The 19806-nt window shown below is 66.0% G+C and carries 17 protein-coding genes; 6 read left to right on the forward strand and 11 right to left on the reverse strand.

All coding sequences use genetic code 11. The features are described 5' to 3' along the window. Nucleotides 1-104 precede the first annotated feature (104 nt). Nucleotides 105-1454: a DUF2254 domain-containing protein gene (locus tag AC56LV_RS10085; RefSeq protein WP_499557324.1), complete on the forward strand. Its 1350-nt coding sequence runs from the start codon at nt 105-107 to the stop codon at nt 1452-1454. After that, a complete protein-coding gene (locus AC56LV_RS10090) occupies nt 1447-2685 on the forward strand; it encodes a cation:proton antiporter (protein ID WP_499557326.1) in 1239 nt (412 codons plus the stop codon). The genes AC56LV_RS10085 and AC56LV_RS10090 overlap by 8 nt, the downstream gene beginning before the upstream one ends. Before the next feature lie 18 nt (nt 2686-2703). On the opposite strand, the gene AC56LV_RS10095 is transcribed toward AC56LV_RS10090, so the two are convergent. The 9 genes from AC56LV_RS10095 to AC56LV_RS10135 form a co-directional block, all read right to left on the reverse strand. Continuing rightward, nucleotides 2704-3219 carry a DUF421 domain-containing protein gene (locus AC56LV_RS10095; protein ID WP_499557328.1) on the reverse strand — a complete coding sequence of 172 codons (516 nt, stop codon included), beginning with the start codon at nt 3217-3219 and terminating at the stop codon, nt 2704-2706. Nucleotides 3220-3432: 213 nt separating this feature from the next. Then, nucleotides 3433-4626: a PA0069 family radical SAM protein gene (locus AC56LV_RS10100; protein ID WP_499557330.1), complete on the reverse strand. Its 1194-nt coding sequence runs from the start codon at nt 4624-4626 to the stop codon at nt 3433-3435. Nucleotides 4627-4702: 76 nt separating this feature from the next. Beyond that, complete coding sequence (gene ubiG / locus AC56LV_RS10105; RefSeq protein WP_499557332.1) at nt 4703-5425, reverse strand: bifunctional 2-polyprenyl-6-hydroxyphenol methylase/3-demethylubiquinol 3-O-methyltransferase UbiG; 723 nt, start codon at nt 5423-5425, stop codon at nt 4703-4705. Continuing rightward, nucleotides 5422-6453, reverse strand: a complete 1032-nt coding sequence (locus AC56LV_RS10110; protein ID WP_499557334.1) for an NAD(P)/FAD-dependent oxidoreductase — start codon at nt 6451-6453, stop codon at nt 5422-5424. Before AC56LV_RS10110 ends, ubiG begins: the two co-directional genes overlap by 4 nt. After that, nucleotides 6450-6872: a thiol-disulfide oxidoreductase DCC family protein gene (locus AC56LV_RS10115; protein ID WP_499557336.1), complete on the reverse strand. Its 423-nt coding sequence runs from the start codon at nt 6870-6872 to the stop codon at nt 6450-6452. Before AC56LV_RS10115 ends, AC56LV_RS10110 begins: the two co-directional genes overlap by 4 nt. Nucleotides 6873-6955: 83 nt before the next feature. Next, nucleotides 6956-7564: a tRNA-uridine aminocarboxypropyltransferase gene (locus AC56LV_RS10120; RefSeq protein WP_499557338.1), complete on the reverse strand. Its 609-nt coding sequence runs from the start codon at nt 7562-7564 to the stop codon at nt 6956-6958. Then, nucleotides 7561-8913 (reverse strand): efflux transporter outer membrane subunit, encoded by a 1353-nt coding sequence (locus AC56LV_RS10125; RefSeq protein ID WP_499557340.1) that lies wholly within the window; start codon nt 8911-8913, stop codon nt 7561-7563. The genes AC56LV_RS10120 and AC56LV_RS10125 overlap by 4 nt, the downstream gene beginning before the upstream one ends. 23 nt (nt 8914-8936) lie before the next feature. Continuing rightward, complete coding sequence (locus AC56LV_RS10130; RefSeq protein WP_499557342.1) at nt 8937-10028, reverse strand: HlyD family secretion protein; 1092 nt, start codon at nt 10026-10028, stop codon at nt 8937-8939. 1 nt (nt 10029) lies between these two features. Further along, a complete protein-coding gene (locus tag AC56LV_RS10135; protein ID WP_499557344.1) occupies nt 10030-11718 on the reverse strand; it encodes an MFS transporter in 1689 nt (562 codons plus the stop codon). Between the two features lie 198 nt (nt 11719-11916). On the opposite strand from AC56LV_RS10135, the gene AC56LV_RS10140 reads away from it, so the two are divergent. Then, nucleotides 11917-13188 (forward strand): dienelactone hydrolase family protein, encoded by a 1272-nt coding sequence (locus tag AC56LV_RS10140; protein WP_499557346.1) that lies wholly within the window; start codon nt 11917-11919, stop codon nt 13186-13188. A 137-nt stretch (nt 13189-13325) separates the two neighbouring features. Continuing rightward, complete coding sequence (locus tag AC56LV_RS10145) at nt 13326-14525, forward strand: esterase/lipase family protein (protein WP_499557347.1); 1200 nt, start codon at nt 13326-13328, stop codon at nt 14523-14525. Nucleotides 14526-14684: 159 nt separating this feature from the next. On the opposite strand, the gene AC56LV_RS10150 is transcribed toward AC56LV_RS10145, so the two are convergent. Further along, on the reverse strand, nt 14685-15245 hold the full coding sequence (locus tag AC56LV_RS10150) for a DUF2325 domain-containing protein (RefSeq protein ID WP_499557349.1): 561 nt from the start codon (nt 15243-15245) through the stop codon (nt 14685-14687). Between the two features lie 158 nt (nt 15246-15403). On the opposite strand from AC56LV_RS10150, the gene AC56LV_RS10155 reads away from it, so the two are divergent. Next, complete coding sequence (locus AC56LV_RS10155) at nt 15404-17662, forward strand: ATP-binding protein (protein WP_499557351.1); 2259 nt, start codon at nt 15404-15406, stop codon at nt 17660-17662. After that, nucleotides 17655-18110 (forward strand): response regulator, encoded by a 456-nt coding sequence (locus tag AC56LV_RS10160; RefSeq protein WP_499557353.1) that lies wholly within the window; start codon nt 17655-17657, stop codon nt 18108-18110. The genes AC56LV_RS10155 and AC56LV_RS10160 overlap by 8 nt, the downstream gene beginning before the upstream one ends. On the opposite strand, the gene AC56LV_RS10165 is transcribed toward AC56LV_RS10160, so the two are convergent. Continuing rightward, nucleotides 18092-19741 (reverse strand): response regulator, encoded by a 1650-nt coding sequence (locus AC56LV_RS10165; RefSeq protein ID WP_499557355.1) that lies wholly within the window; start codon nt 19739-19741, stop codon nt 18092-18094. The genes AC56LV_RS10160 and AC56LV_RS10165 overlap by 19 nt on opposite strands. Between the last annotated feature and the right edge of the window lie 65 nt (nt 19742-19806).

The following is a 19806-nucleotide window of genomic DNA, read 5'->3' on the forward strand; positions in this document are numbered from 1 at the left end:
CGCGAACCGACAAGCTGCGGTCCGGCATCCAGACTTTGGCGTCTGCTGTCACCGCCAGCAGGCCGGGCGCCTGGACCAGACGCTAACCGAAAGCTGACAGAATCATGCGAAACCGACTGCAGTTCCTGTTCAACCGCCTGCGCGAGCGCCTCTGGGTCAAACCGCTGATCGCCTGCATCCTGTCCGTCGGCGGGGTCCTGCTGGCGCAACTGGCCGACACCATTCCGATCGACTGGAAGGTCCCGGAGATCGCGCAGGGTTCGGTGGTCGACATGTTGGAGATCATCGCTGCGAGCATGCTGGGCGTGGCCACTTTCGCGGTCGCGTCGATGGTGTCGGCATATGCATCGACCGGGCAATCCGCCACCGCGCGCGCTTTCCCGCTGATCGTGGCGGATGACGTGTCGCAGAACGCGCTGTCGATCTTCGTGGGGGCGTTCATTTACGCCATCGTCGCGCTGAGTGCCACGACCAACGACTATTTCGGCAAGGCGGGCCGCTTCACGCTGTTTGTTCTGACGCTGCTCACCATCGTTGCCGTCGTGCTGGTGTTCGTGCGCTGGGTCGACAGCATCGCGCGACTGGGGCGGCTCGGCGCCGTCATTGCCAAGGTCGAGCAGGCGACCATGGCTGCCATGAAACGCCGCCAGAACGACCCGTGGCTTGGTGGCGTGGCGCTGCACGACGCGCCGCTCGGTGTGCCGATGTACAGCGAGCGCATCGGATTCCTGCAGCGGGTCGATATGGATTTGTTGCAGCGCTGCGCCACCAGACACAAATTACGTATCAGCCTGGCGGTACTGCCGGGCGCGTCGGTCGTCCCTTCGCGCCCGCTCGCCCATATCCTCAATGATGGCGTCGACAGTACGTCCCCTGCTCAAGCCGACCTCGACAAGGCATTCATTATCGGCCCGCTGCGCCAATTCGACGACGACCCCCGCTTCGGACTCGTGGTGCTGGCCGAGATCGGCTGCCGCGCGCTGTCGCCGGCGATCAACGATCCGGGCACGGCCATCGCCATCCTCGACACGCTGCACCGCCTGTTCGCGCTCTGGGGCCGTCAGGCCGAACACGCCGAGCCGGAATGCAGCCGGGTGTCGGTGCCGTGCCTGGTGCTCGGCGACATGGTCGAAGAGAGCTTTACCGCCATCGCGCGCGACGGTGCCCATCTGGTCGAAGTGGCGCTGCATGTGCAGCGCGTGCTGGGCGAGATCGGTACCTGCGACGACGCAACAACGCGCACCGCCGCACGCCATCACGCCGGCCTCGCGCTGGCACGGGCCGAGCGCGCACTCGACTTTGCCCCCGATCTGGCGCAGGTACGCCTCTGCCATGCCCGCTACGGCAATCTGGCCAGCAGGCGCGCGAGCCGCAGCCTGAAGACTGCCCCTTCCCAACCGTTCGTGGCATCCGGCACCACCACCTGTTCGAGCGAAAGGCCCAACGATGCCTGAATTTATCCCGGTCTTCCTGGTTATCACTGCCGTGATCGCCTGGTTCAACGCCCGCTTCCTCAAGCTCCCGTCGACGATCGGGGTGATGGCTGCGGCCCTGATGCTCTCCACTGCGGCGCTCCTGCTCGACTACGCGGGCGTGACCCATCCGCGGCAGTATGCGGCCGAGCTGCTCGGTACGGTCGACTTTTCGCAGGTGCTCATGGAAGGCATGCTCAGCCTGCTGTTGTTCGCGGGCGCCCTGCACGTCGACCTGCAGCAACTGGCGCGCTACCGCTGGCAGATCGGCTTGCTGGCGGTGTTCGGCACGCTGGCCGCCGCGGTGGCGGTCGGATTCGGCCTGTACTACCTGCTGCCGCTGACCGGACTCGCCCTGCCGCTGCCGTTCTGCATGGTATTCGGGGCGCTGATCGCGCCGACCGACCCGATTTCGGTTACCGGACTGCTGCGCAAGGTCGGGGCGCCGGCCAGTCTCGAGTCGGTGGTGTCAGGCGAATCCTTGTTCAACGACGGCGTCGGGATCGTCATCTTTTCAGTCATGGCAGCGATTGCGGTCGAGCATCATGTGCCGGGCGGCGTCGAAACCTCGGTGCTGTTGCTGCGCGAAGCCGGCGGTGGCATCGCGTTCGGGGCCGTCCTTGGCGGCGTGACTTACCTCATGCTCAAAAGCATCGACAGCTACCAGGAAGAAGTCCTGCTGACAGTAGCAGCGGTCCTGGGCGGCTACAGCCTGACCCATGTTCTCGGCGTGTCCGGTCCGCTGGCAATGGTCGCGGCCGGCATCCTGATCGGCAATCGCGGCCGGCGCAAGGCGATGTCGGCGCACACGCGCGAACAGCTCGATGGCTTCTGGGAGCTGCTCGATTCGATGCTCAACGCCGTGCTGTTCGTGCTGATCGGCTTCGAAGCCCTGCTGTTGCCGTTTTCGGGGCCGTTGCTGGCCGCAGGCCTCCTCGCGGCCGGGGTGACCCTGCTCGCCCGCCTGCTCAGCGCCGGTCTGCCGGTCGCGGCGCTCGGCAAGCACGCGGGCCTGCCGCAAGGCGCGTGGCAGGTGCTGACCTGGGGTGGCTTGCGGGGCGGGATCTCCGTGGCACTGGCCCTGTCGCTGCCCGCCGGCCCGGAACGCGACGTGATCGTGACGATGACCTATATCGTGGTTGTACTGTCGGTGTTGATCCAGGGCCTGAGCGTGGAACGGCTCGTGCGGAAAGTGGTGCCCTGCGCCACCTGAGGCGCAGCGCGACGCGGATCAGTCCGCGACGCCACCAAGTTTTGCACAGGCGGAGCGGTCGCCGGCCTGGCTGGTCGGAATGACCGACAGGCTGCCATCGGCTTCAAGGATGACGAGATCGATGTCGTGCAACGATCCACGCCCTTGCTTGCGCACTGCGGCCATGACCTCGTCGTCGGTTACGCGCTCACGCTTGAGGGCATCCTGGCAGAGCTGGCCACCTTTTAGCAGCACGGTCGGCCTGGTCTTGACGATGGCGTTGACCAGCGATGAGCGCACTGAGCACCACGTGATCGCCAGTTGCAGCACGACCAGTAGGGCCAGTGCCGCCAGGCCCAGCGCCAGGCTGACATTCTGGTTGACCAGGATGGTCGACAAGGTCGATCCGAAAGCCACCGTCACGACAAAATCGAACGAATTCATTTTTGAAAGCGTTCGGTTGCCGCTCAGCCGAAGCAGAAAGATCAGGCCCGCATAAGCAGCAACCCCGACCACGACAACACGGTACAGACTTTCCCAGCTATCAAAAAACATCGCGCTCTCCTTTTGATTGATGCGAGTATCGCATGGGCAATCGAGGCGGGTTGCTCGGTAGATGGACGTCAATGGTGTACCAGCCCGCGCAGGGTCGGCAACCATGGCGGCCTGCCAGGAACAAGCGTCAGACAAGCATCGGTGCGGGCGGCAGCCACCGCGGGCAATTGCAACATATGTGCTCGAGAAATGCGTCGATGTACGCGCGCGCGTTCAGAACAGGTCCAACTGGCTCGCGACGCTTGCGCGTGCCTTCGCTGTACCCGCCGGCACCACCAGTGGCCGCCGGAATTGCGAGCGGTCGAGCCGCCCGAAGCGGCCGCGCAATGACTTGAAGCCAAGGCGTTCGACCGCTTTTTCAAAGCGCTGCCGGATCAGGTCGGCCCACACGCCGTCACCATGCATGCGCTGTGCAAAGTCGGCATCGTAATCCTTGCCACCCCGCATCTCGCGGATGCGGTTCATCACCCGCTGCGCGCGGTCCGGAAAATGGGCTTGCAACCATTCCTGGAACAGCGGATTGACTTCGTGCGGCAGCCGCAGCACCGTGTAGTGCGCGCCGACCGCGCCGGCGTCGCGCGCCGCCTCGAGGATGCGTTCGATCTCGGGCTCGGTCACGAACGGGATGATCGGCGCCACGCTCACGCTGACAGGAATGCCGGCGTCGGTTAGCTTACGGATCGTGCGCAGACGGCGCATCGGCGCGGCCGCGCGTGGCTCGAGCGTTCGTGATATCTGGGCATCGAGCGTCGTGAGCGTCACTGCCGCGCACGCCAGATTGTTGGCCGCCATTGGCGCCAGCAGGTCGATGTCGCGCTCGATCAGCGACGACTTGGTGATCAGGCCAAGCGGGTGGCGGCATTCGGACAATACCTCCAGTACCTGGCGCGTGATCTGGCGCTCACGCTCGCAGGGCTGGTAGGCGTCGGTGTTCACGCCGATGGCAATGTGTTCGGGGACGTAGCCTGTCTTAGCCAGTTCGCGCCGCAGCAATTCCGGGGCATTGACCTTGGCGAATAGCCGCGACTCAAAATCGAGGCCCGGCGACAGGCCGAGATAGCTGTGCGTGGGCCGCGCGAAGCAATAAATGCAGCCGTGCTCGCAACCCCGGTAGGGATTGAGCGATACGCTGAACGGAATATCGGGCGACGTGTTGCGCGACAGGATAGTCTTGGCGAACTCGTCGGTGACCACCGTCTTGAACGCAGCCGGTTCACCGGTCGACCCGGCAGTCGATTCAGAATCAGCATCAAACCAGCCGTCGTCAAAACGTTCACGACCGTTGACCTCATAGCGTCCTTGCATATTTGACACCGCACCACGTCCCTTGCGTGCAACGCGCGGCGGCGCCAGCATGATGTGTTCTTCTACCCGCTCGCGACGGATGGGCTCATCGGTGTCGATCATGGCCGCTGCTCCATACTGTATGTCCATACAGTATATTACGCCGCTACTCCACCAAATTCAAGACGCACGCAAGCCGCTAGTTGTGCGGACGGGCAAAGGTCGCCAGATAGTTCACGCTCGTATCGTTGCACCATGAGGCACGATGCAAAACCGGCAGGTAACGCATGCCGCGTAGATCGATCCGCTGCAGCCCGGCCCCAGTGGCTGCAGCCAGCATCTCGGCGGGTTTGACGAAGCGACGCCACTGGTGCGTGCCACGTGGCAGCACGCGCAACACGTACTCCGCTGCCACGATGGCCAACAGGTAGCTCTTCCAGCTGCGGTCGATCGTCGACGCCAGCAGCAAACCACCGGGCGCCACGCGCCGAGCCACCTCTTCGATGAAGGCGTCGGGGTCGGCCACATGCTCGGCCACTTCGAGCGCCAGTACCACGTCGAAGCATTCATCGGGCTGCAGGACAGTCTCCAGTTCGCCCAGGCGATAATCGACTACCGCGCCGCTCGCAGCGGCATGGCGTTGCGCCGCCGCCAGGTTGCCGGGTGAGGCATCGTTGCCGACCACGTGCGCGCCGCGCAGCGCCAGCGGTTCGGACAGCAGCCCGCCGCCACAGCCGACGTCGAGGATGCGCAGACCCGCCAGCGACGTATCGGCGCGGCCGAAATGCGAGGCCATGCACGCCAGCAGATAGGCCTGGCGCAACGCGTTCGTGACATGCAGTGGCCGCATCGGGCCGTTCGGATCCCACCAGGTAGCGCCGAGTCGGTCGAAGCGGGCGATTTCGTTTGCAAGCGCGCTCATGTTTGGGCCTCGCTCGCAGCAGCAGACACCAGCGCTGCCAATGCGCGGCCGGAGCGCCAGGCGCCTTCCACACCGCCGCCGGCAAGGGCATCGCCGCACACGCCAAGTCCCATGCCCGCGTCCCACCAGGCGCCAGCGGTCTCCTCGTCACGGGGCGCCGCTGCCAACGTTGCATACAGCCAGCGATGCACGGCCGCGAAACGCCAGGCCAGAGTGCCGCCGATGCAATCGGCAAGCGCCGCCTGCAGTATCGCCTGCACCTGGTCAGGCGGCGTATCCAGATGCGCGCCGGTCCAGTCGGGCGTTGCGTGCACCACCCACTGGGCCTGCCCCGCCAGCACTGCGCGGGCCGGCTTGGCATCGTTGCGCACCACCAGCGCCAACGGGCCGGATGCGGGCAGCGCCAGGTCCCAGTCACAGCCCGTTGCGGGCGCGTCGGTTGTGCCCATCAAGACCCAGACGGGCAACATCGGCACGGCCTGCGCGCGCGCGGCCCAATCCGGGCGATGCACGCCCAGCAGCGCGGCCGCCTGTTGCGGCGGGATCGCCAGCGCCACGGCGTCGAAGCCATCGGCCACGGTCACACCGGCACTCTCCAGAGACCACGTTGCGCCGCTGCGACGCACGCCATCGACCGTGCACAGGGTATGCAACGGCAGGTCCTTCAACAACGCGCGGCACAGGGCCGGCATGTCGGGCGTGGCAACCCAGAACGCGCCGCCAGGCAGGGCTGCGCCATGCGCTAGCCGCGGCGTCCAGCGCGCCAGCAGCCCGGCGCGCTGACTCTCTTCCACGAAACCCAGGAAGTCGGCGCCCGTGGCAGCAAAGCACGGCGTCCCGTGATCCAGACCCAGCATGGCGTTGACGCCAGCAATCGACGTCACACGCCTGGTGGACATGCGCCCGCCAACCCCGCGCGACTTGTCGAACACCTGCACCGCATGCCCTTCATCGGCCAGCGCGCGCGCACAGGTGGCCCCGGCAATGCCGGCCCCCACCACCGCCACCCGTAGGCACGTGCCACTCATCGCTTGCTGCCGCGGCCGCGCCACAGCGGCCGCATGACGAGGAACAGGCGATAGGCCGGCTCCAGCAACGCCAGCGCGACCCTGGACCCCAGCAGCCGTCCAAGCCACGCCCAGCGTGGCAGGGACCGCCACAGCAGGGTGAATGCCTCCGCACCGCTGGCCAGGGTGCCATCGGGACGGCGCATGTGCAGGCGCGCCATGGCGGCCTCGCGGTTCAGTCCCGGGCCAAGCGCTTCGGGCGCGCAGTGGGCGACGTCGACCCAGCACACCTGGTCGGCTCCGTCCTGACGCTGATAGAGGGCGATCTCGCGGGTGCATACCGGGCAGCCGCCGTCGTAGTACACCGTGGGGGAGGTTGAGGATTGTTCTTGCATGATTTGATCATACAGGAAACAGGTCAAAATGCGGTTCACCGTCACGGGTTTTTCAGTTCAGCAACCCACACAACGGTTCACACCCTGTTCATCGGATTCGCTTGCGTTGCAGCGAGTGATCCGGCAGCTCAAGCACGCACGTAGGCCGCCTGTTGTGCGACAAACCCGTCGAAGGCGTCAAGTAGCGGGCCAAAGCACCCGGGCGCGTTTTCAAGTTGTCCAAGCGCTTGCGCCGCCGCTTCGAGACTTGATAACTGATGCGGCGCGTGCGCCTTGCGGATGCGGTAGTTCGAAGGCGCCACGTCCGTCAGGCCCAGGCGCGGCAGCCGTTGCAGCGCCGGGTTCAGATACAGCATCTTGCGGCTCTTGCGCCAGGTGGCGTCGAGCAGCACCAGCCGCAGCGCGTCGGCGGGCAGCGCCGGCATCGGCGGCGGTGCGGGCAGGCCGGCATCATCTGGTGTGGCCGGATACAGCAGCACGGGCGTGCGCCCGTCCGCATGCAGCAGGCTGTCGAGCACCCCGGCATCGAACGCTTCGCCGGCCTTCATTACACTGCCATTCACACACAGGTGCAGCAAGCGCGCGCTGTTCTTGGCATTGCCCACTTCCAGCGGATGCTGCAGGATCAGCAAGTGCGCCTGCGCCTGCACCGGTGTGATCCAGCGACAAATGCAGGCCGACTGCGCCCGCAGGCAGGTCGTGCAGACAGCGCGCTTCAAGCCAGCCGCACCGTTCACGGCGCCGGCGTCCAGCCGCCACCCAGCGCCCGGTACAGATCGACATGCGCCGCCAGCAAACTCGTGCGCAGTTGCAGCGCCGCGAGGTCGGCACTGAACGCGGTACGCTGCGCGTCGAGCTCTTCCAGGTACGACGCATAACCATTCGTGTAGCGGTTGTGGGCCACGCGCAGCACTTCGCCGGCCGCCGCGCGCCGTGCCTCGGCTTCCACCAGTTGCCGCTGCAAGCCGTCGATCGACGCCAGGGCATTCTCGGTCTCGGCAAACGCCGTGCGCACCACGGATTCATAGCCATAGATGGCGCGATCGCGCACCGTGCCGGCGATCTCGGCCTGCGCACGCAGGCGGCCCGCGTCGAACAGTGGCGCGAGGACACTACCGCCGATGCTCCACAATTCCGTTGGCGAGCGCAGCAATTGCGAGATACCGCCCGCCCCTGCCCCGAGCGACGCCGTCAGCCGGATCGACGGTAGCAGCGCATCGCGCGCCACGGCCAGGCTGGCGTCGGCCGCCGCGATGGCCTGCTCGGCCTGGGCGATGTCGGGCCGGCGCCGCAGCAGTTCGGATGGCAAGCCGGCGCCCGGGGTCGGCTCACGCAGCGACAGCAGATCGGTACCGCGCGCAATCGCGCCCGGACTCGCGCCCAGCAGCAGATTCAGTGCCTGCTCCTGCTGCGCCACCTGCCGCTCCAGCTGCGGCACGGTGCCGGCCGTCGCGTGCAATTCGGCTTCGGCCTGCGACATTTCCAGGCGCGAGCTGTAGCCCACCTCGAACTGGTGCCGCGCCAGGTTGTACGAGCGCTCGCGCGAGGCCAGCGTGGCCTTGGCTAGTGCCAGCTGCGCGTCCAGGCCCAGCAGGTTTAGGTAACCCGACGCCGTATTGGCCGCCACCGCCAGCGCCGCTGCTTCCAGCGCCGCCTCCTGCGACAGCGCCTCGAACCGCGCCGCCTCGACCGTGTTGGCCACGCGGCCGAACAGGTCCAGCTCGTAGCTGGCCTGCACCGCGCCCACGAGCGACGTCGATTCAATCGGCGTGCCTTGCGGGCCGATGGCGCGCGCCCGCGTCGGCGCCAGCGACAGGTTCAGCGCAGGCAGGCGCGCGCTGTCGGCCACGCGAATGCGCGCCTGGTATTCCTGCAGCCGCGCGCGGGCGATTTTGAGGTCGCCATTGTTCGCCTGGGCCTGTCGCACCAGCGCGTCCAGCGCCGGATCGCCGAACGCGCGCCACCAGTCACGCTCGACGCTGGCATTCGCGCCGGGCAAGGTCGTGCGCCACGCCACCGGCACCGTCACCGAGGACGGCGGCGCCGGCTGCGGCGCCATCGCGCAGGCGGCCAACAGGAGTGGCACCGTCAGAACCACTAACCGCCGCTTCACCGCTGCCCCGCGTTCGCCGTGGTGGCAGCAGCCGTATCGATCGTCGTCACCACCGACATCCCGGGCCGCAGGCGGTTGGCCAGCGGCTGGTTCGGGGCGATGCTGATGCGCACCGGAATGCGCTGGGCAATCTTGACGTAGTTGCCGGTGGCGTTGTCCGGCGCGATCACCGAAAACTCCGAACCGGTCGCCGGCGCGATGCGCTCGACGTGCCCGCGCAGCTTGGCGCCGCCCAGCGCGTCAACACTAAAACTGACCGGCTGGCCAACGGCCACCCCCGCCATCTGCGTTTCCTTCAGGTTGGCGATGATCCACATCTGGTTCGGCACCAGCGCGGTCAGCTGCGCGCCGGCATTCACAAAAGCGCCTTGACGCACGGTCACTTGCCCCAGCTGGCCGTCGCGCGGCGCAGTGATGTTGGTATTGGCCAGGTCGATCTCGGCCAGCTTGACAGCCGCTTCGGCGCTGGCGACTGCCGCTTCGAGGGCAGCGCGGTTGACGCCGACCGACGCCAGGTTCTGGCGGGCGATTTCGACGGAGGCGCGCGCCTGGTCGCGGCTGGCCGCAGACTGGGCGCGCGTGGCGCGCGCGGCGTCCAGTTCCCGCGCCGACAGCGAACCATCGGCCGCTAGCTCTTCCACGCGGCGCAGGTCGGCGCTGCTGCGCCGGGCCTGCGCTTCGTTCGATGCCAGCAGCGCCTGGTTCTGGGCGATGGTGGCGCGGGCGCTGGCGTTCGTCTGCGCGAAATTGGCCAGCGCCGCCTTGCGGTTGGCCAGTTCGGCGCGGGCCTGCGCCAGGCGCTGGATCGGGATCCGGTCATCGATGCGCAGCAGCAGCTCGCCCTTCTTGACGGTCTGGAAATCCTGCACGCGGACCTCGGTCACGTAGCCGCTCAGTTGCGGACTGATGATCGTCACCTGCCCGCGCACCAGCGCGTTCTCGGTCGCCTGCAGCGTGCTGCGAAACGGCGGCAGGTTCCAGGCGTACAGCACGATCAGGATGCCGACGAGCGCGATGGCGGCAAAGGCCAGCGCACTGAGGATGATCTTGCGCTTCGGGCGCGCGGGGGTAGGAACGGGTTCTGACATATCAATCGGTGACGGTAATGGGTGCAGGAATGTTATTGACAGGTGCGGCGGGTGCCGGTGCCGGCGCCGCTGCCGCCGCGGTAGCCGGTGGGTTGTAATGCATCCAGACGGCGTGCAGGAAGATCCAGGTCGCGCTCACGGCAGCAATCAGGGAGATCATCAGGAACACGTCGTTGTAGGCCAGGATGTTGGCTTCGCGCGTGGCGCTGGCGGCCAGCGACGCCAGACTCTGGCGCGTGCGCGCGGCGGGGTCGGCCAGCAACTGCCCGGCCGCCGCCGCACCGGACTGGATGCGCCCGGCCACCAGCGGATCGAGCAAACTCAGGCCCTCGACAATCGTCGACGAGTGGAATTTCTCGCGCATGATCTGGAATGTGCCGACCAGCGCCGAGCCGATCAGGCCGCCCAGGTTCTGGGTCAGGCCGAACAGCACCGAGAAACTGATCAGGGCGCCAGGATTGCCGATCACGGTGACGATCATCGAGATCAGCGACGGCCCGATGAACAGCGTGCCGCCGAACGCGAGCAGGCTCTGGCTCAGGTACATCTGCTCGGCGCGGGTCTGGTTGTTGGCATGCGCGTCCATCCAGGCGCCCAGCGCCATCAGCAGCAACGCAATCACCTGCGGCGCCATCAGGTGCTTCACGTTGACGGTCAGCGCCGACACCACGATGCCGGCAACGGTGGCCGCCAGCACGCACAGGAACAGCGACTGCATCTGGTTATTGTCCAACCCCACGGCGCGCAGAAAACCCACGGCGCCCACGCTCTGCTCGGACAGCACGATGCGTACCAGCAGCAGCGAGAGCGCAACGCGCAGGATGCTGCGGTTGGTCAGCCAGCGCAGGTTGAGCAGCGGGTTCGCCCGGTTGTGCTCGACGCACATCGCGGCCGCGAGCAGGAAGATCGACACCGCCAGCGCCACGCCGATCCACGCCTGTTCGGTCCACCAGAAGATGCGCCCGAACGTGAGCACCATGCACAGCAGCGCCATGCCCGGCGCAAACAGCGCGAACGTGACGAAATCGGTGGGGCGAAACGCCTTGATCCGGTCGCCCGGTGGCAACTTGAGCAGTAGCACGGCGCCCAGCGACACCAGCGCCAGGCCCAGCTCGAACATGTACAGGCCGCGCCACTCGGCAATGCGCAGCAGGTCGCCCGAGAAAATATAGGCCAGCGGCAGCGCCAGCTGGGCCGTGCCGAGCGAGATCGCGATGCCTTTCAGGCGCCATTCTTTCTTGAAGCCCTGCAACGTGTAATACAGACCAAGCGGACTGACGGCGGCGGCCAGCATGCCGTGGGCGGCGCGCACGGCAATGGCCGAGCCGAGATCGTTGACGAACAGGTGGGCCAGCGTGACCAGCGCGTACAGCACCAGGAAGCATTCGGTAAAGAGGCGCAGGCCGAACTGTTGCCGGAATTTCACCAGCAGCAGGTTCATCGACGCGTTGGCCATCACGTAGGCGGCCGGCAGCCAGGCCGTTTCGGTCTGATACGCGCCCAGCACGCCCTGCAGATTGATCAGGTTGACGGCGACCAGTGCGTTGCCCAGGCCGCCCGTGATCGTGACGAGGATGCCGACCGCCAGATAGGCCAATCGCAGCTTTGTCGTGTGCGCTGGCGTGGACGGAGAGCCGGGCAGCATCGGCTTTTCGTCGGGTGCCCATTCGCGTGGCGCGTACTTGCTCATCCTGCTGTTTCACCGTAATTGTCAGGCTCGCTATCTTACGCCTTTGCTCGACTTCACGTCGGATGGCGCTTTCGCCACACCCAAACCATTTAATGCAAAAGTTGACCAACCAGATATTGCTCTACGGATTTATTGGCTCTAGACTCAAGTTGTGCCGTGCGGAAATAGTTTCGTGTGGCAGCATTTCCAGAGTCAGCCATGTCGAACATCCACGCCATTCGCACCCTGATCTCCGCTTCGCTTGCCACGCTGGCGATGCTGCCCGCAGTCGGCTTCTCGCAAGAACTGCCGGCACCCAAGCCCCTCACCAGCACGCTCGACTACCGGATGAACGAGCGCGTCATCCAGGTGCCGGCCGGGCCAGACGATGTCCTGCTCGAAACCACCGTTTTCCAGCCCGATGGCGCCGGGCCCTTCCCCCTGATCGTCATCAACCACGGCAAGGATCCGGGCCGCCCGAGCCTGCAGTCGCGCGACCGCTTCTATCATATGGCGTCCGTGTTCGTGAAGCGTGGCTATGCGGTGATGGTGCCGATGCGCCAGGGCTTTTCCAAGTCAGGCGGGCGCTACCGCGATCGCGGCTGCGACATGACGGCCAATGGCTACACCCAGGCCGAAGACATCCGCGCCACCCTCGCCTATGCGCGCCAGCAATCATGGATCGACGGCGGTCGCATGATCGTGGCCGGCCAGTCGTATGGCGGGCTGGCGGCCATCGCGCTGGGCACCGAGGCGCTGCCGGGCGTGCGCGGCCTGATCAATTTTGCGGGCGGCTTGCGCGACGACAGCAACCGCTGCGCGTGGCGCTCGCAACTGGTGGCGGCCTTTGCCGACTACGGCGCCAAGGCAAAAGTCCCGAGCCTGTGGATGTACGGCCAGAACGATTCACTGTTCGGCCCGGAGCTGGCCAGCCGCATGCACGCCGCCTATGCCGCGGCCGGCGGCCGTGGCCGCCTGGTCGAATTCCCCGCCTTCAAGCGCGACGCACACGGCATGCTGGCCAGCCGCGACGGCGAAAAAGTCTGGCTGCAAGATACTGAACAGTTCCTGCGCGAGATCGGGATGCCGACCGCCGTCGTGATCGACGTCCCTGCCCCGCCCAGCCCGGCGCGCACCGATTACGCGCAGGTCGACGATATCGCCGCCGTACCGTTCCTGTCCGAGACCGGCCGCCGCGCCTACCGCGATTACCTGACCAAGATGACGCCGCGTGCGTTTGCCGTGTCGGCCAGCGGCGGCTGGACCTGGGCCGAGGAAGGCGAAGATCCGGACGGACGCGCACTGGCCACGTGCTCGGCCAAGAGCAAGGAGCCGTGCCGACTGTACTCGGTCGACGACTATGTGGTCTGGCATGACGAGCGCATCGACGGGGCCGAGAAGGCAGCGGCCACGGCGGCAATCATGCCGGCGCCGGCCCCGACGGCCGAATCCGATCCGACGACATCGGTGGGTAGTACGACCGCGCGCTGATCGCGCGGGCTTGTCAAGCGGCTTGCGCAGTTCTTCCTGCATGAGTTCGCTTTACGGTGCGCCCGGTCGATCCAGCGCAAACCGCCGCTTCGTGATGCATCAGACAATGCGGCTGTTGCATTGTCAGGAGCATACCAATGGTTCGTCTCGTCCACGCCTGCGCTGCCGCGTTTCTCGTTTTCGCCATCGGGCTGCTGGCTGTCCCCGCCGCCACAGCCGCGAACAACGATCCTGTCGTGCTGGTACACGGCTTTCTGGGCTTCGGCCCCGACGAGTTCCAGAAGAGCGGCTTCAACTACTGGGGCGGCTATGGCGACATCGCCGCGCACATGCAGGTCTACCGCGGCCCGCACACGGTGGTTGCCGCCGCCGTCAGCCCGATCGCGTCGAACTGGGACCGCGCAGCCGAGCTGTATGCGCAGATCAAGGGCGGCTGCGTCGACTACGGCAAGGCGCACGTCGCCGCCCAGGGCGTGCCCGGTCAGGTGCAAAAGCCGCCCGGCAAATGCTGGGCCGCCGATGCACGCAACAACCCGCACGCCTATCCGCTCGCACTGTACCCGCAATGGGGCCGTAACCATCCGATCCACATGATCGGCCACAGCCAGGGCGGCACGACCATCCGCGCCCTGATCCAGCTGCTCGAGCACGGCGCAACGACGGACGAAGGCGACGGCGCGCTGTTCAGGGGCGGCAAGACGGGCTGGATCCGCAGCGCGACGACGATCTCGGCGCCGCACAATGGCACCACGCTCAGTGACGCGGTCCTGAATATCCTGCCCAATGTGCCCATCGTGCTGCGCGACATCCTGCGCAACCGGGCTGCCAGCTGGGAGCTCGCGCCGGACGGCGCTCGCGAATTCAACCGGTGGGCGCTCACTTCGCCCAGCGTCTACTATTTTTCAGTTGCTACCCTTGCCACCGCCAGCGGCAGCTGGTGCTGCAACGGCACCGACCGCGCGATCGCACCAATCCAGACGACGGCGTTCCAGTACGCGCGCGCCGACATGATGCCCTACTTCAAATCGTTCGCCGGCGAGTGGATCGTGCCCTCGGCCGCCCAGCGCGGCATGGGCAGCTACACCATCAATGTGCCAAACCGGGTGCGCATCGACAGCGACTGGTTCGCGAGCGACGGCGTCGTCAACACGGTCAGCATGCGCGCGCCCGGCGGGCACCCGGTACGCGACTACAACGGCACGGCGCTGCCCGGAACATGGAACTTTCTGGGCAACTACCCGGGATACGACCACTTCGATATCCTGAACTGGCCCAATCAAGGGCCATCGGCTGATCCGCTGTACGACCGGATCAGCGACATCATCTTCGCGCTGTAGCGCCGGGAGAACGCCTCTGCGCAGACCGGCAATCCTGTAGCGTGGGCGGCTATGCCGCCCACGCGTTCACCCCACCGCCGCACACCACGGCGCTAGCCTGGCTTACACGCATGAACGACATAACCAAACCCGCGTCCCGACCCCTCCTGCCTCTGTATCTCAGGGTAAAAACACCTCGTCAGGCCGGTGGATCCGCACAATCTGCAACCCGTCGGGCTGGTCCACCAGCATGCACAGCTTGCCGGTGCGCTTGCAATGGTCCTGCACGCGCCAGTAGTCGCCGTGGCTCATGCAACCGGTCTGGCAAATCACCAGGTCGGCGGCCTGCAGGCTCGCTTCCAGGTCCGCGGCCAATCCTGCCGGCGAGTGCGCCGAGTGACCCGCGCTGCCTGTCTGCCCGGCCAGCTCACGGCGCTGCAGCGTACGCGTCAAGTCATGCACGCGCGTCTGCAACGCAGCCACCTGGCGGCCCAGCGCAACGCGGCGGCCGAGGCCCGGCAGCGCCGCATCAAGGGCGGCGCGGTCTTCGCGTTCCCACGCCAGCGCCGTCGTCACGCGCATCGCCGCGGCGCGCGCGCGGATCAACTGCGCTTCCATGGCGGCGATGCGCGCGGCCTGCGCCTGCAGCAGCGCACTGCAGCGCGCCTGTGCGTCTGCATGCGCCCGTAGCAACGTCACGTGTTCGCCACCCAAGCCATCGGCTTCCCGGTATGCGGTCATCTGCGCCTCCTGTTCCTGGACCAGGACCCATCTTAAATGAGAACAATTCTCATTTCAAGGACACGTCGAAGCGGGGACAAATCGTTACACCGTGATTTGAAAACACACTTTCACGTTACAATATGGCCCTGCTCACCTGTGCGTTACCCCAAAGGCCCATGACCCAGGCATCCCCCGACCAACTCGACATTTCCAGCTGCGCCAGCGAACCGATTCGCACGCCTGGAAGTATCCAGCCACACGGCTTCATGCTGACGCTCTCGCCTGCACTCGACGTGTTGCAGGCCAGCGCCAACCTGCTCCCGCTGGCGGGCCTGGCACCGGAAGCAGCGCTCGGCCTGCCAGTGGCCGCCGTTATTGGCCAGGCCTGTGGCGAGCGCATGGCGCGCGAACTGGCCAGCGACACGCTCGGCCAGCGCCCGATGTATCTCGGTACCGTCACGCTCGACAATGGCCGCCATTTCGATGTGCTCGGTCACGTCTGGGATGGCCTGGTGATCGCTGAATTCGAAACCGTCGAGCGCGCCGAGCCGGCCGACTTTCGCCATCTATACCCGCTCATCACTGACTTTCTCGCCAAAGTCGGCGAGCACGCGTCGATCACCGCACTGACCGATCTGGCCGCGCGCCACGTGCGCTCGGTCACGGGCTACGGCCGCGTGATGGTGTACCGGTTCGACCCGAGCGGCCACGGCCGCGTGGTGGCCGAAGCCAAAGCGCCCGACTACAAGTCATACCTGGGCCAGGCATTCCCGGCCAGCGATATTCCGTCGCAGGCGCGCGAGCTGTACACGCTCTCGCCGATCCGCGTGATCCAGGACGCCAATTACGAGGCCGAGGCGCTGATCCCGGCCGAGAATCCGGCCAGCGGCGCGCGCAACGACCTGTCATTTGCCGCGCTGCGCAGCGTCTCGCCCGTGCACCTGCAATACATGCGCAATATGGGCACACTGGCGTCGATGTCGGTCTCGCTGATCGTGCGGGGCAAGCTGTGGGGCCTGATCGCATGCCACAACGCCACGCCGTGCCCGGTATCGGTCGAAAAGCGCACGGCCTGCGAGCAGCTAGGCCAGATCCTGGCACTGTGCATCGAAAGCCGCGAAGACAGCGCCGAACTGCAGTTCCGCCTCGACGTGCGCCGCATCATGGTCGAGGTGCTCGGCCGCCTCACCAAGGGCACCGACTTTGTCGACAACCTCAGCGGTGTGTTCAGCGAACTGCTGCGCTTTGCGCGTGCCGGCGGCGTGGCCGTCGTGGTCGACGACCGCATCCTGACCTACGGCGACACGCCCGACGAAACAGCCATCCGCGACCTGTCGACGTGGCTCGCCGTGCATGGCCACACCGAAGTCTTTCATACCGACGAACTGGCCGCCGTATACCCGCCGGCCAGGGCTTTTATCCAGAATGCCAGCGGTTTACTGGCGCTGCCGATCTCGCGCATCCACCAGCATTACCTGCTGTGGTTCCGGCCCGAGCTGGTGCAGACCGTCGAATGGGCCGGCAATCCGCACGAGAAGGAAGCCAGTGCCGGCACGCCAGGGCAACTGACGCCGCGCCAAAGCTTTGCCACCTGGCGCGAAACCATCCACGGCCACAGCCTGCCGTGGCACGCCGCCGAAATCGAGATGACCACCGAGTTCCGCACGGCGCTATTGGGCATCGCGCTCGAGCGCGCCGAGCAGATGGCCGAACTGGCCGAAGAACTGGGCCGCGCCAACAAGGAACTCGAAGCGTTTTCGTATTCGGTCTCGCACGACCTGCGCGCGCCGCTGCGCCATATCGCCGGCTTCTCCGACCTGCTGCTCGAATCGGCCGGCAGCGAAGACGTGGCCCTGCGCCAGCGCTTTTTGAAGAACATCAAGGAGTCGGCGCGCCTGGCCGGCAAGCTGGTCGACGATCTGCTGTCGTTCTCGCAGATGGGCCGGGCCGCGCTGCGCCCTACCAGCATCGACATGACCGACCTAGTATCGGGCTGCATCGACAAGCTGGGCATCGAGATCGGCCAGCGCCGCGTCGACTGGCACATTGACCGCCTGCCGGTCGTGCAGGGCGATCCGAGTTTCCTGCACCTGGCAATGTTCAACCTGCTGTCCAACGCCGTCAAATTCACCAACGGACGCAACCCGGCCGTGATCCGGATCTGGGCCGAGGATGCCGGCGACGATATCGCGTTCCACGTGGCCGACAACGGCGCCGGCTTCAACCGCGATTACGTGCACAAGCTGTTCGGTGTATTCCAGCGCCTGCACCGGATGGAAGATTTCCAGGGCACGGGCATCGGCCTGGCCAATGTGCGGCGCATCATCGAACGCCACAACGGCCGCGTCTGGGCCGACTCGATCCAGGGCGAAGGCGCGACCTTCTCCTTTACCCTCCCCAAACAAGCCATCACAGAACAAGGCACCCATGCTTAAGCCCATCCTCCTGGTAGAAGACAATCCACACGACCTGGAGCTCACCCTCATCGCCCTGTCGAAGAGCCAGTTGGCCAACGAAGTCGTGGTCGCGCGCGACGGCGCCGAGGCGCTCGACTATCTGCACCGGCGCGGCGAATTCGACGGCCGCCAGCTCGGCAATCCGGCCGTGATCCTGCTCGACCTGAAATTGCCGAAGGTAGACGGACTCGAAGTGCTCAAGGAAATCCGCAACACCGCTGACCTGCGGTCAGTGCCGGTGGTGATGCTGACGTCGTCCAAGGAAGAACAGGACGTGATCCGCAGCTACGAGCTGGGTGTGAATGCGTATGTGGTCAAGCCGGTCGATTTTAATGAATTCGTGCGCGCGATTGCCGACCTGGGAATCTTCTGGGCGGTGCTCAACGAGCCGCCGCCAGGCTCGCACCGTTACATCAAGCCGAAGTGACTGGCCGTTTGCGGCTTGCCTGAGGCGCGCCGCGAACGACGCAGCAAATGACGGATGCGCGCACTGAGCGCGTCCGGATGGTAGGGTTTCTGCAGCAGATGGACCGACGCGTCCAGCTTGCCTTCGTGGGTCAGCACGCCTTCGGCGTAGCCTGACGTGTACAGCACTTCGCACTCCGGCAGGTGACGGCGCACGATCTCGCCCAGTTGCAGGCTCGACAGCGGCCCCGGCATGATCACGTCGGTAAACACCAGGTCGATATGCCGGCCTTCTTCCACCAGCGCCGCAGCGCTGGCCGCATCGCTCGCTTCCAGCACTTCGTAGCCGAGCGCCGATAGGATGCCGCAGGTCGATGAGCGCACGTCCTCTTCGTCTTCAACCACAAGAATGGTTTCCAGGCCGCCTGTCAGTGACGGGTGCACGGCTGCCTCTGCTTGCTCAGCCGGCGTCGCGGTGCTGCGTGGCAGATAGATACGCACGCTGCTGCCCTTGCCCGGCTTGCTGCGCAGCACGATTTCGCCGCCAGACTGCTTGACGAAACCATACGCCATCGACAGCCCCAGGCCCGTGCCCTGGCCCGTCGGCTTGGTGGTAAAGAACGGCTCGAACGCCCGGCGCAGCACGTCGGGCGGCATGCCCTTGCCCGTATCGGCGATCTCGAGCATCACGTAATCGTTGTGCGGAACGTCGGGCGGCAAATCGTCATCGGCCGCCGCATTGACGGCGCGGATGGTCAGCGTGCCGCCATCGGGCATTGCGTCGCGCGCATTAATGACCAGGTTCAGCAGCACATTGTTGAGCTGGTTGGGATCGACCATGGTGCTGCCCAGTGCCGGCGCGACCTCGGTCTCGACACGGGTGCCGGCGCCAAGGACGCGGCGGGCCATGTCGTCGAGCTCACGCACGAGGTGGGTCGGATCGATGACGATCGACTGCAGCGGCTGGCGCCGCGCGAAGGCCAGCAGGTGGGCGGCCAGCTTGGCGCCGCGCTCGACGCCCGACAGCGCCATCTCGACGCGCGTACGCGCAGCGTCGTTCAGGTTGCCGACCATTTTCAGCAATTGCAGATTGCCACCGATGATTTGCAGGACGTTGTTGAAATCGTGGGCCACGCCGCCAGTGAGCTGGCCGATCGCTTCCATCTTTTGCGCCTGGTGCAGCGCCAGCTGGCTCGCCGCCAGCTGCTCCTGACTCAGGCGCAGCGACGCAAAGGCTTCGTCGCGCTCGCGCCGCGCGATGCAGGCGCCGCTGTGGTAACGCACGCGCGCCACGAGTTCGCGCGGATCGGGCCACTTGACCATATAGTCATTGGCGCCGATGGCGAAGGCCTTGGCCTTGGTGTCGGGGTCGTCTTCGGAAGAGAGCAGGATGACCGGCACGTCGTGCGTGTCCGGATGCGCGCGCAGCATGGCGATCACGTCGAAACCATCCATACCACCAGGCATGCGTAAATCAACGATCACCACCGTCGCATCGACATCGCGCGCGACCTCGACGGCACGCGCCGGGCTGGATTCGTACCGGAGCTGGTGACCGACACAGCTTTTGAGGCCATGGGCGATGATGTCCTGGGCAAACGACTCATCGTCGATCAACAGCACGGAACAAACGGTGGAGTTGTCTTCGATCATTGCAAACTGCGTCGCTTTCAGGGCTGGAGGGGTAACGTGCTGCGCGATAATTCAGGGTTAATTCT

It is taken from the genome of Telluria sp. RB2R28 (assembly GCF_059685835.1).